This window comes from Candidatus Omnitrophota bacterium (assembly GCA_028715415.1).
GTDB lineage: Bacteria > Omnitrophota > Gorgyraeia > Gygaellales > Profunditerraquicolaceae > JAQURX01.
Genome location: JAQURX010000023.1, coordinates 1 through 13457 on the forward strand (window position 1 = coordinate 1; position 13457 = coordinate 13457).

General features: G+C 38.5%; 7 protein-coding genes. All 7 read right to left on the bottom strand.

Annotated features, from left to right (window positions below; genetic code table 11):
• Positions 1 to 949, bottom strand: a 949-nt coding sequence (locus PHO70_08305) for an MFS transporter (GenBank protein ID MDD5432962.1), incomplete at its 3' end; no start/stop codon positions are given.
• Positions 950 to 1052: 103 nt separating this feature from the next.
• Positions 1053 to 1895 carry a carbohydrate ABC transporter permease gene (locus PHO70_08310; protein ID MDD5432963.1) on the bottom strand — a complete coding sequence of 281 codons (843 nt, stop codon included), beginning with the start codon at positions 1893 to 1895 and terminating at the stop codon, positions 1053 to 1055.
• 7 nt (positions 1896 to 1902) lie between these two features.
• Complete coding sequence (locus PHO70_08315) at positions 1903 to 2796, bottom strand: sugar ABC transporter permease (protein MDD5432964.1); 894 nt, start codon at positions 2794 to 2796, stop codon at positions 1903 to 1905.
• 23 nt (positions 2797 to 2819) lie between these two features.
• Complete coding sequence (locus PHO70_08320; protein ID MDD5432965.1) at positions 2820 to 4142, bottom strand: extracellular solute-binding protein; 1323 nt, start codon at positions 4140 to 4142, stop codon at positions 2820 to 2822.
• Between the two features lie 181 nt (positions 4143 to 4323).
• Positions 4324 to 5040 carry a PilZ domain-containing protein gene (locus tag PHO70_08325; GenBank protein MDD5432966.1) on the bottom strand — a complete coding sequence of 239 codons (717 nt, stop codon included), beginning with the start codon at positions 5038 to 5040 and terminating at the stop codon, positions 4324 to 4326.
• A 75-nt stretch (positions 5041 to 5115) separates the two neighbouring features.
• Entirely contained in the window at positions 5116 to 5514 is a 399-nt protein-coding gene (locus PHO70_08330; protein ID MDD5432967.1) for a hypothetical protein, read from the bottom strand.
• Positions 5515 to 5526: 12 nt separating this feature from the next.
• Complete coding sequence (locus PHO70_08335; GenBank protein ID MDD5432968.1) at positions 5527 to 13356, bottom strand: HEAT repeat domain-containing protein; 7830 nt, start codon at positions 13354 to 13356, stop codon at positions 5527 to 5529.
• Positions 13357 to 13457 lie beyond the last annotated feature (101 nt).

Genomic DNA, 13457 nt, shown 5'->3' on the forward strand with positions numbered 1-13457 from the left:
AAATCCAAGTAGTTAAAGAAATTGCAATTAAAGTACAAACAGAGCTTGCCGTCCCAAACCAACCAAGTAATGTCCCACCTTTCCCCCAATCGCCGCCATAAACATAATAGACAATAACATAGAGCGTGAAGGCGGAAGCAAGCATGAATCCGTTAAAAATCAGGAATGTTACCGCGATAAGCTTAACAAAAGGAAGGCATTTTAAAGACGTTGCACAATTAGTCAAAAGGTTTTTTATAACTTTAAAATAACCCTTTCCCTTTTCTTCTGGCCTCGGCAAGTTAGCGAAGAGTTCTCTGTTAAAAACTGCCGGGAGTATGCCACCGACCACAATAAAAACACCGACCATGATTGCGATTGAACGCGCTCCATCAACAATATCAGTAAACATAGTCTTATTGTTCATAAACTTAAAGAACCAGGGCGCGACAAGCCAGGCAATTTGAGCGATAAAGTTGCTAAACCCTTGTATCCGGGTCCGTTCATGATAATCAGGCGTCATTTCATACCCGAGCGCAATCCACGGGATGGAATAACAAGCAAAGGAAATAACAAAGAAACATTGGATTATTAAAAAATACCAGAAATAGAAACCTTGGGTATGCCCTTTATATAACTGAAACATAAGTGCGAATAAAACGCCGGAAAAAATTGCACCAAAAAATATCCAAGGTTTACGACGTCCCCATCTGGTCCGGGTATTATCTGAGCTATAACCGATAAGGGGATCTGAAAAAGCATCTATGAGACGCGGAATTGCTCCGATGAGGCCAACTAAAGCAGGATTCATACCTAATCCAAGGTTTAAAACAATAACCAAGGAGCCAATCGCAGCAGCCTGCATTTGATTGACGAGTGACCCTATGCCGTATACTACTTTTTGAAAAAAAGGAATGCGGTCTTTCTGAGCTGTAACATGGTGCTCTGGCTTAACATTTGTTTGTCCCATTAATATAGCTCCTCTCTATACGACGGTTACCTAAATAATGACATTTAGCTGTAAAGTATACCAGATATATAAAACATAAGCAATGTTTTTCGCCCCATACCTACTATCCACCTACTGTCACAGAAGTTACTCCCTTGACAATATACTTCTGCATAAACAAGTAAAGTATAATTATAGGCAAGGCTGTTATAGTCAGCCCGGCCATTAGAAGCGGGTAATTAGTTAGAAATTCACCGCGAAACATCATTAGCGCCCGCTGAAGAGGCATAAGGCTCTTACTATCAAATATTATCAGCGCCAAAACATATTCATTCCAGACATTAAGAGCATTAAAAACAACTACTACCGCAAGTGCGGGTTTAGCAAGGGGCAATGCCACATGCCACCATATCCCTAACTTTGAGCAGCCATCAATACGCGCTGCATCTTCAAGCTCTTTTGGCATTTTATCAAAAAAAGTTTTCAGCAAAAATATGCTTGTAGAAAGCCCGACGCTAATCATGCATAGGATATATCCTAACGGTGTATTACGCAGATGCAATTTATTCAATAAGACGTATAAAGCCACGAAGCTTCCGGGTATAGGAATCATCATCGCCGCCATAAAAATGATAAAGATAACATTCCTTCCGGGAAACTTAAGGCGCGAAAATGCGTACGCAGCCAACGAGGAAATAATCACTATCCCGAATACCACAGCAGCTGTGTAAAAGATACTGTTTAGAAAGTAACGCCCAAAATCACCTTGCGTAAAAGCAAGATAATAATTTTCAAAGTGAAATTTACTTGGGATTAGCGAAAGGTCGCTAAAGATGGTCTCTTGTGTCTTAAAACTTGAAGCCACCATCCATAAAAGAGGATAAATACAAGTTGCTGCCACTGTCAAAAGAAACAAGTGGATAAGTATATTGATGGTAGATTTCTTAGTTTTATAATATATGCTCATAAGCCTTTTAAGCCAAATTGCGCGCCCTCTTGGAAAACGTGTATTGGATAAACGAAATCACAACAAGGATAACTCCTAAATTAATCCCCAAAGCACAGCCATAGCCAAAGCGCGATGAATCACGCATAACAGCCAATATTCTTAAGACAGGAACTGATGTATGCCCGGCAAATTCTCCACCCACAAGCCCTAAGATCAATGCAAACGACTGCATACACCCTAAAACTGTGAGTATCCCGACTAACACAATAACGGGCATCATCAAAGGAACTGTAACCTTGCGGAAACTCTGCCAGCAGTTAGCACCATCAACACGCGCCGCCTCGTAAAGCTCTTTAGGGATTGTCTGTAGCCCAGCTAAAAATATTAAAAATCCCCAGCCAAAACCTTTCCATGAATGCACGAGCGCTACTGTCGTAAGCACAGTCTTCGGGTTAGATAACCAGTTATGCGCCAAACCTGATAATCCGATACTAGACAACATACGGTTTATCATATTTGCCCCATCAATATCATTGATAATAAACCGGCAAACCATACCTACAACTATTTCAGAAAGAACCGGCGGGATAAAAAATATCACCCGATAGAAATTCTTCAATCTAATTTCTCTATCGCAAGCTAATGCCAAAAGAAATGCTAAGGCATTCTGGAATGTTAAAGCAATCAATGTGATGTACCCTGCATTCCACATCGCCTGCGACCAGCTTGGGTCTTGTGTTAAGATTTCTTTAAAATTACCCAGCCCCACGTAGGCAGCATCTTTTAACGGCACAATCCCATCCCAATCAAAGAACCCTAACTGAAAAACCCAAATAAAGGGAATGATATAGAAAACCAAAAAAATTAAAACAGCTGGAAGAACAAATAAGTAATTTTCTAATGTTGATTTTAGTTTCATTGAACTTGTGTTCTTGTGCCTTATTACTTCTTTTTCTTCGCCAACTCCCGCTCTTTTATTCTTTGAACCTCTGTTGCAACCTGCTCGGGAGTTTTTTCGCCGATGATTATTGACTGAATGCCTTTATCCCAAGCCTCAATTACCACAGGAAACTCCGAAACACCCCAGACATTCGGATGGGTTGCATATTCCATATCATCCGCAAACTGAGCTAAAATAGGAGGAATACTATCTAAACAATCCTTATTCGCAGGCAGATTATTAGTCTTTTTTGCCAGATACGCCTGTTGCTCCTTATCAGTAAGCCATTTTAAAAATTTTATTGCCTCCTCTTTATTCTCCGAGCGTGCATTAACTACAAAAGAAGACCCCGCACCTCCCCAAATTGCCATTGGGAACTTGTCGCTTACTTTAGGAGGAAGCATTACCCCGTAATCTAAATTAGGATTCATGCCATTGTAAACATTGGCGCACCAAGAGCCATTAAAAGCAAAAACAGACTTTTCATTGGCAAAAAGCTGTTCTGCGGTCTTATTAACCATAGTTACGACCCCGTCGGTTAAGATCCCAGCCTCTTTCATTTCTTTAAAAATGGTTAAAACCTTAATCCAGTCCGGGTCAGTATAGGAAACCTTGCCCTTTATTGTCGCCAGAACTTTATCCCGGCCCATAATATTAAAGGCATAATTATTGGCAAAACAATCAATCATCCAGATCTCTCCCCACCCGGAAACTAACCCCTGCACCCCAAGCGTCTTTATTTTCTTACCCACATCAAGAAACCCCTGAAAATCCAAGACAGGACGGTTTGGATCTATCCCTAATTTTTTTAAAAGTTTTTTATTATAGACAATTTGAATGGTCGTAATATCAATGGGAACACCGTAAATGCCCGCGGGAACTTTATAAACATCGTCTGAGGAGAATTCGTTTACTGCTAAAGCCTTTGCGAAAAATTTATTCTTCCATGCCCCAAAGCCATCGTTCATGTACGATTCAAGATTAAGGACTTGGCCGGATTTGATAAGAGAAGCGAAATCTCTTTTTTCGCCTAAAGCTCCAAAGATATCTGGTAGAGTCTGCCCTTGCGCAGCAGCACGGACTTTCTGCGAATATTGGTCCGAAGGAGCGTAGAGTTCAAAATTGACCTTAATACCTGTTTTTTCTTCGTATTTTTTGGAAAGTTCTTTAAAGGCGGGTTCCCTGTCAGTCATCCAGTGCCAGACGGTAATTACTTGTTTACTGCATTTTTTGCTGCTAGCTGGAGCATTATTTCCACAGCCTGAAAGGAATAAAATAGATAAAGACGTAATACCTAAAAGACAAAAACGCATCAACAATTTCATAAATACTACCCTTTTTATTAAAAGAGTTATTTGATATTGCGGTTTGAGTATAGCCAGAACGAAAAAGCCATTTAGATATAGGTAAAATGGAGTAATATAAGAATTTAACATAATAATATTAACATTGCAAGGTTTTTTATTAAAAAAATAGTTTAAAAAAGTTTTTTTAAATACCCCCTTTTTAGCTTGATTTTGTTCTTAAAGCCCTGCTTAAACCCATAAGATCTGCCCTTTCAAGGTTTATACCCATCCTGTTCTCATTTGAAGGAGTTAATTGCGACCAAACCACCTTGCCTCTGGCATAAAGAGGCTCTCCTTTATCAGGAATATCCAGCCATAGCTCTAAATTTGTGTTAACTGCAAGGCCTTCCTTTGAAATAAGGCCGACTCCTTTGGCGCTTAAGTCAACTGTCCTTGCCGTGCCTTCTTCGTAAGTCTCGGAGTTAAGAAACCTTACCGGAAACTCAAGCTTAAAACGTTCAAACACTCTTTTATCATCCATTCTCTCTGTGTCTATTCCCATTTTTGCACCTCCTTCTTGTTTCGCTGCACTCCACCAATTCTTTATCAGATGATTCGGATAGTTGCGCAACATGAATTTGTACAATTGCTCTTTCTCTGAATCTTGCAGTTTCGTAAAATACAAGCCGTAGATGTTGGTGCCCTCAATTTCCTTGTGCCAGACCACCCAAGACTCAACGTCAAGAGTCAGGTCTTCTGAAAGAAATAACTTAAATTTAATAAACGTGTCTTTCAAAAGCTTCAAACCAAATACTGCCTTTATCCCCTTGAAATTCATGTCAATAATCTTGCATTCGCAAGTTGCCTGTGCTCCATCAAACTTAACACTCGCGCTTTTTTCCAATTGCCACCTGCTTATCTGCCTTCTGTCATCCATTTTCTCTCTCACCTCCTTTCTATTATTTTAGAAACTGTTTCCGAGTTGTTCGGGACAATGTTCCCTGCAATCTAATTATTTGTATTTCAATTTCTTTAAAATCAAAACCCCTATAGATTTTATTAAAAATAAAACTATTGTAATTAACCATGAAATAGGAATAATACTAATAAATATTTCAACAAAATTATTCTCTACACTTTTAAATAACAGAATTAAGGTAGAAATAATTATTGCTAAACAAAATGTACTACTAAACAAAAATAACGCCCATTTTTTAAATCTCGCTAATCCTATGATTAAATACAAATAAGCAAGGCCAATAGGAACAAAAACAAAATAAACCGGTGAATGAAACATTGCGATTTGAAGATAAAAATATTGTGTTTTAAATAAGTCTTTCCCAACAATCAAAGCAATTATCACTAACAACACTCTAATTAAAATATTAATAATCTTACTATTTCTTAACATTTTTCTCCTTTCTTACTTTCCTCCATTCCAATTATTCTGATTTTGAAGTTGAGGAGGAGGCGAATATTTTGGGAAATTATTTGATGGTTGATAAAAATTATTCTGTAGCATAACTGGCTTTTGCGGCATTAACATAGGCAAAGGCTGTGGTTGATATATTAATTGATTCTTTTCATTAAGTATTGGGGATTGATATTTATATTGGACTAATGGCACATAAGCATTATTAACAAAATTCAAAGGTTTATAGAAAAACTGTTGACCAGACGGTGTGGTTGAAGAAAAATTATATACTCCAGGCCAATAACCTCTACCTGGAAGATATCTCCATGTAGAAACATCTTGATGTTGAATCATTTTCTCTAAATTAGGCATATAAAGATTTGGTCGAGCTTGGCGATAATAATTTGCGATCTCCCGAACTTCTACATGTGCTTCATGAAAACTAGAGAAATATGGATATTGAATATTATGTTTATTAGGATAAGGTAAATAGACTGGAAAAACGTATTTTAGAATAGGTCCCAATGGAACATATTTACTACTCATATTCGACACCAAAGATGGCCAAGAAATTGGGTCGGTAATAGAGCTTACATTCTTCCAGTTTCTATCCACTTTAGAAAAATCGAACATAGAAGGAGAATTTAAAGATATTATCTTAATTCTTTGTTCTCTTATGGCTTGGGAAATCTGACTGTTACCTCCTGGTAATAAATGCACAGATAAACGTTCATGAACAATATTACCAGCGCTATGTCCAATATTTAAAACTAAACCCCTATCCCCAGCTAATTTAAGTGCTTTTAATTCAGTTGAATCAAATTCTTTCTGAACTCTTGGCATATCTCGCATGTATCCTTCCCATCGATGCTCAATAACTTTAACTCCTCCCAACTCTAATATTCTTCTCAAAGTCCAATCTTTTGTACAATCTTGGGTAAGACTTCTTCCTGGAGCACGAATATTAAAACTATTAATCCCGGGAGTAATAACGACAACTCTTACCTCCGGTGCCATTTGACGTATTGTATGCCTTACAGAATCTATTTGAGGAGCTTTTACCGTGTTTAAAGAAAAGGCGGCGAGTTGTCTGTTCCAAGGATCAGAATCATGCTTGAGTACGGTTATTAAAGGATCAACAAGCTTAGGGGTATTGTGTACTAGTAACCCAAGATTAGTTATTGCGGCTTGCCGCACTGACACTGACGGATCTCTTAAGGCTGGTAAAACTAATTTATCAAAATTCGGATAGTTTGTTTTTCCTGGAGCCTTATTAAATGTTTCCACGCTCTTCCAAAAATCTTTGTGAACAGTAGGTTGAATCTGCGGAACAGCTTGAGGGAATTGGGTAATCCTGTTGCCTAAGCCGGAAATTACAGCGCTACGCACTAATGGATTTGGGTCATTAATTCCTGTGAGTAAAATTTGGCTTGCGGAGGGAAGATTTAATCTACCAAGTGATTGCGCAGCGCTATAACGCAATTGCAAATTGTTACTGGCAAAATTTTGCTTCATCACTGACATCGCTTCTTGCGAATTAATTCTCCACAAATCTGAAGTAGCCTGCGCACGGACTAAAGGATTTACATCAGTCCTTGCCATCGCCACAAATGTTTTTGCTAAACCTTTATCACTTCCAATCCTTGGCCCCAAAGCCTGAGCAGTAACCAATCTATTCTGCCAACTCGGGCTTTGTAGATGAGTAGCCAAATCTGAAACAGGCATTGCCGGAATCTGAAGGCTTGACAATACAGCCTCTTGCCGAACCAAAGGATGGCTATCAGCGACGAGCACTTTCACTGCAGGCAATACCTGCGGCTTATCGCCAAACATTTTTAAGGTAGCTGCTGCTGCCCATCTTACCCTCCAGTCAGATTCAGTTGCTAATGACGGAATAACTTTTGAAAATTCTGGCCTGCCTATCTGCGCATAAGACAAAATTGCTTCTTGCCTTAATAAAGGATTTGTCTTGCATACATCTACATTATTTATCACAAGGTTTTCTCCAAATGCATACGGGCCTAATATCCTTGCGGCCTGCGAACCCTTTGCCTGTCCTAACCCGGCTAATATTTGCCGGCTTGTATTAATATCACTTTCTCTTAAGAACTTACTCAATGGAGCTTCTAACTGTGGGAACCTATCAACGTGAGGAGCTAAACAAATAGCTGCAGAATTAGAAATTACCGGTAATGGCCCAAGTAATTTCCCATGAAGCACATCAAACAACTGCGGATTGTTTTCTAATCTTTCTGCACAAGCAAATATTGCTGCCTGCTGCACCTCCAGTTTTTTATCTTCCAACATTCCAGCGATTTGGCTGGTTGCATCTTTATCCTGAAACTGGCTAAAATAATTTATCGCTCCCAAACGCAATCGCCAATCGCGATGATTAAATCCATCAGCAATTATACTCCTGATTCCCGCATCTTGCACTCCATTTAAATTATTTAAATATAATAACTTAGCTTTAATATTCCATTCTTTTTCTAAAAGCTTTGTGACCGCCTCGCGTACATTATTATCACTATCAATCCTTGGAGCAAGCAAACCAATGCCTGCAGCACGAACCGATGCATCTGAATCATTTAAAGAATTAAACTTAATCTCGTTAGCCTGCTGTGTATCATAATCAGCTAACCCTATCAATGCCAGCCTGCGCACTTCAGGGATAGAATTTCTTGCTTCACGGATGAATATCGGCAATCGCTCGTCGTTGTCTAATTGAGTAAGAGAATACATTACCCGAATACGTGTTTCTTTGTCTCTCTTTTCTTTAAAAACATTTTCCAAATAATCTACTGCTCTACTATCTCCCAAATTACCCAAGGCTGTAATTGCCTCATTAACTACTCTTGCTTTTTTATCCTCTAAAGCACCAGCCAAACGATCAAAAACTTTTGCTTCGCTAAAATTTCCCAATCCGGAAATTGCTGCTGCGCGGACTTCTTCTTTCATATCAAGCGCTAAATCCATTAACGCATCCAACACTTCTGCTTCATGATAATTGGATAAACAAATTGTTGCATAGGCACGGACGTCCGCATTATATTTACTGTTATCATCCTTGGTGATTTTTATGAGATGCTCAACAGCTTCCGGCTCTTCTAATTGCGCCAATGAAAACACCGCCTGAAAATAAAGGCTTTCGCGGATAGCAGACAAAAATTCATTCTTCTCTTCTTCCGGAATCTGCGCAAGAAGAGAATCGCTGGGATAGTTCAAAGGATTAGCCGAACTAATTACGTCATACATACGTAATCTTTCAATTGGTTGTAAATATTCAATCAAAATATCTTTACCGGATGCATCGCCAAATGCAGCTAACGCACGCGCCGCGGAAAATCCCCAAGTTAAATGACGATAATAACCCTTAGCAAAACGGTGCTTACCCAACAATCTAAGATAGCCATCGTGCATTTCTTCGGAGGTTATCCCTAATTTTGCCAAAATAATTGGCGCATCTTGGAAAACTTCAATATCAATCCCTGAATAATACTCCAGATGCAAGTCAACAAATTTAGTTTTTTCTTCCTGTGTTAAACTTCTCATTTTATTTAAAGAATTAATATCCCGCTCAGCAGCAAGGCGTATCGATTGAAGCGCTCCTACAAAATCTCTCTTTTCTAATTCCTCATCCGCGTTTTCTATCCAGCGTTTGGCTATTTGTCTGTCTATCCGCTTCATCTCCCAGCTCATGCATCCGCTACTAAACAGCGTAACTCCCACTAACAACATCAATAAAGCTTTTCGAAACGAAAAACCATACTCTCTCTTTACAAACCGCCAAAGATACCTAACAGCAAAGAATAATAAAATCAGCGCTATAAGCGGCGGGGCATGGGCAGTAATAAATTCGGTTAAATTTGAAAGAACTGGAATTTTTAAATCATCAAACAAGAATGGTTCGGTTGCGATAAATGGAAGCGCAGCCAAAAGCATTCCCCAAGAGTATAAAATATTTTCTTCTCTGCGAAGGCTCTTTCCTTGGGCGATTTTTTCTGCTTCTTCAGGCACAAGCGATTCAACCCACTCCAAACATCTTTCTACTTCTTCGCGCGTCGTAATCTCTCCGGAATAAGCTTTTTCGGAAACGCTCTTCCAATATTCAGTCAACAATTTATCTTTAGCGGTTAACCAATCGCGTTCCTGCAAACTCAATCCTCTATTTAGTAACCGGTTATGAACCTCCCACTGCGCGATTACATAAGGGATAAGAATCTCTATTGCGGCTAATCTTTGATCAACTGCTTTCTTATCCATAAATTCGACTTTCTCTACTCTTGACTCCAGCAAGAATTTTTTTGCAAAAAGCCAATTCCATAATGGAGAGTTCATCTCAGGAAGCTCATCATTCAAACGATTCATAACTTCATAAAATGCCCATTTATACGCCCTCGGGAATTTAGTTATTGTTGGAACAAGATGACTATATGCTCTGCCACTATGAATTCTGCGTTTTTGCATCTCGTCGATAAAAGCATCGATTTTTTTCGGCAAATCCCCTTCTGCACCTAAAAGCGTCTCTGTTTCATTTAATAGACGCTTAAGCTCAGTTATCAATTCCTGTGGCCACCAATAAAACCATCTACTCTTACAATTTTCGAACTTAATTTCTAACTCTTTTACTCTTATCTTTTTAGCTGCCTGTATTTCGCGGTCTCTAAACCCATCTTCGATGTTTCTATTTGGGCATAGATACAAACTTCCTAATATATCTGTGGCGTAATCCTGGATTTCCTTAATTTGTTTTGGAGACAAATCTTGAGGAAAATCATCTGTGTCTCCAGATATAACTTCCAGCAATATCTCAACAGCTTTGTCGATTTCTCCCGTGGTATCAAACTTTACAATGATATCTCTTGCATTCCTTTGGGCTACGGGATTACCAGATACAAGCATTCCTAATAAAAATTCCGTTTTATTATGCTGTTGCTCTGGCTGATCCACTGAATCAGCAAAACTAAACATGCTAAAATAAGCCAAAACGAAAACAATCTCAATTACTTTTAGCGATGAATCGTAAGGAGTATTATATAAAATATCGTTGCACCCGCCTAAAAATAGCAGGCTAAACGCAAATAAAACTGGTAAAATTATTTTTTTGAAGTATGAGAATACTCTTTTTAAACCGATCACAACTAAATCATCAAACTCTTTGTATAGTTCTACCAGGATTGAATCAACTTTACTTTGCCGGTCGAATATAGCGATAAATCTTTTCCTACCGGCGAAAACCAATATTAAAACAACAGCTATAAAAATGGTATGTAAATTAAAGATCGCTTCTGATGGGTATAAATAAACAATGCTATTGTTTATTGCATGAATGAGTATCGGTACCCAAAGCCTCTTTGTCTTTTCATAAGCAACAGCAAAAATAACTCCATAAGCATACAATCTGGCTAGGTTCAATAAACCGAGATCTGTTTCAAACACATAATGAGCCAAAGAGAATAAAACCGAAGAGATAAAGACAGAAACAGCAACTCCAGAAAAACGGCGTAGGATTTGTTTATACAATAATTTTCTGAATACGATTTCCTCAATGACAGGCGCAATCAGGATAATATAAAAAAGTTCGAAGGATAGGATATTTAACGAACTAGTTGGTAGTAAACTTGAGGCCAAAACCGGAAGTGCTGCCAAGAATACGCCGTAACAACTTAAATTAACCGACTTTCTATCCTTTAACCCTCTTACGTAATAATAATATGGGCTTTCAACAAAATTTGTAAACATACCAAGTTTTCTGAATCCAACTTTACGCATTACTTCCAACAAATCATCGCAATAACAGGCTCTATAACCAAACCTTACATTAACCTGAGGAGTGTAAGTCGTTATATGCACGACTCCTTTGGGTTTAAGAACACGGAAACACTCACTGAGCACTTTCTCAAAATCCATGTGCCCTATACTTTCACAGAGTAAAACTGCGTCAAAAGTATTACCGCCAAACGGAAGCTTATGCGCATCAGCTAATGCAACGGATACCCCAATCTTTTTAGCATGCTGCAAGAATTCCGGAGTAATATCAATTCCTGTAATTTTCACACCGTATCGCTTAATCAGTTTCTGCTCAAGATCCCCTGTCCCAACCCCTATAGAAAGCAAATTTTTATTTTGGCACTGTGATCCTACAATCTGCGCAACTTTATTTCTTATAGAATCCCACATGCTGACTAATGAAGTAATCAATTTCTCCTTTTTAAAAGCTTTAACATAGCTCTTCCGTAGCTTAACAATTGGGTCGGCAAATAATCTTGGTAAGAAAATAACCGCGGCAAAAATAAGTACTAACAACCATATTGGCTCATGAGGCAACATCAAAATTCCACAAAAGGCGAAGGTGCTTGATTGAAGCCCTCCTGTATTAGTAAGCCCTAGCTGCCTCATATATTTCTGCCTGAATTGACAGTTTATGTTGCAATTACGGCACAGAACTACTCCATTTTTATGCGTTGCCCCGGGCATCGGAGGCAAAAGATTCCTAAAATTTGGCTGGCCGTTGTTTGTTTCAAAATCTACTTGAGCTAAAGCTCCATCAGGCATAAGAAAAGTTGATTTTGTTATGTGAGGAGACCAATCCGAAGCCTTTATTTCTATATTAAAATCAATGCCTGATTCACTTAATTGCCGTATCCTGCCAAAAACAGGACAAATGCCGCTATCGTATATTTTCCTGTGAAATAATCTTGCAAATTTACTAAAACTGCATAACGGTTCTTCTTTTCTATTACAATAATAACGCGCATGCGTAGTAACTCTGGAGAATCTATCAAAAAGAAAGATATTATTACCAAAGAATCTTTCCAATCCTTTTTCACCTAAAAGACTATAAATCAATCTATACTCCAAAGTAGATTCAAGAATAGACCATTGTGCATTTAGCGATTTTCTTATTTCGGCACATCTGTCTATATGTGCTAATAATGACCAGGCTGCAACTGAATTAGGACGAAGGCCTATTGAAGAAATTCCCGGGATAATACCTTTTATCTCCTGATTAAAACCTTTAAGAATATCTACGGGATATTTCATAAAGACTAAATCGCAATAATCCCTGAAATAATCAGCCGAGATCCAGCTTGGCATAATACCGGGGATAGAGCTTACAGCTTGTTCTATCCATGGCCAAGGCATACAATGGATACAAAATGGGGCATTTAAGAAACAATGATCGCACTGCCCAGAACAACCTAAGCAAGGAAATAACAATATTATGCTTTGGGAATGAAAGGTTTTTAGCCTGTCTGCAGAATTCAAATGAATAAACCATTCAGAAGAAGGTTGCATTAATTGTTTGATGGCTTTAAACGCATCATTTGTTTTGCCCGAAGAAGAAATTCGTCCAGCTTCAAGTATAGTATTTCTTCCTGTTTCAGATAATGAGGCCAAATAACCACCGCGGCTAACCGTAAGCTTTCGATTATCCATCAGTTGAATCCTCATGCGTATTGCCTGACGCAAGAATTCTGGATGGCTGCGGCAGAATGATTCATCTTTCAGACATTCAAGTATTGCCAAATTCCTAGCAGTTACTTGTTTAATGTATTCCTGGTAGTGGGCAAAACGCAGATGCAATGGTAACTCTAAACAACTATTATCACCTCTCTTTACTGCAGAAATAACATTATCGCGAAGAGTTTCAATTGGAGCAAAGATATCTTCCGGAATTACTTGTGAGAGTTGGCTGCGGGCAGAATTAGCTATATTTCCATTCTCCCGAACCATCAATAACGGTGACTTGTCACCTGACCAGATAACACTAAAATTATGCTTAATATGCGCCCAAGAACATTCAAACAAAGGTATAAATATATAAGAAAAAAGCATCAGAACAGCACACGTGGAAAGAAGAAAAGCTAAAATTAGTAATTGAGATTTGTATCCAAACACTAGCACAACAAGGGATATCAAAATTAGAACCTGAGAAC

What these genes read in the sequence shown, in the direction of transcription:
- PHO70_08315 (MDD5432964.1), bottom strand. Translation starts at nt 2,796, where the DNA reads ATGAAACTAAAATCAACATTAGAAAATTACTTATTTGTTCTTCCAGCT.
- PHO70_08320 (MDD5432965.1), bottom strand. Translation starts at nt 4,142, where the DNA reads ATGAAATTGTTGATGCGTTTTTGTCTTTTAGGTATTACGTCTTTATCT.
- PHO70_08325 (MDD5432966.1), bottom strand. Translation starts at nt 5,040, where the DNA reads ATGGATGACAGAAGGCAGATAAGCAGGTGGCAATTGGAAAAAAGCGCG.
- PHO70_08330 (MDD5432967.1), bottom strand. Translation starts at nt 5,514, where the DNA reads ATGTTAAGAAATAGTAAGATTATTAATATTTTAATTAGAGTGTTGTTA.
- PHO70_08310 (MDD5432963.1), bottom strand. Translation starts at nt 1,895, where the DNA reads ATGAGCATATATTATAAAACTAAGAAATCTACCATCAATATACTTATC.
- PHO70_08335 (MDD5432968.1), bottom strand. Translation starts at nt 13,356, where the DNA reads ATGCTTTTTTCTTATATATTTATACCTTTGTTTGAATGTTCTTGGGCG.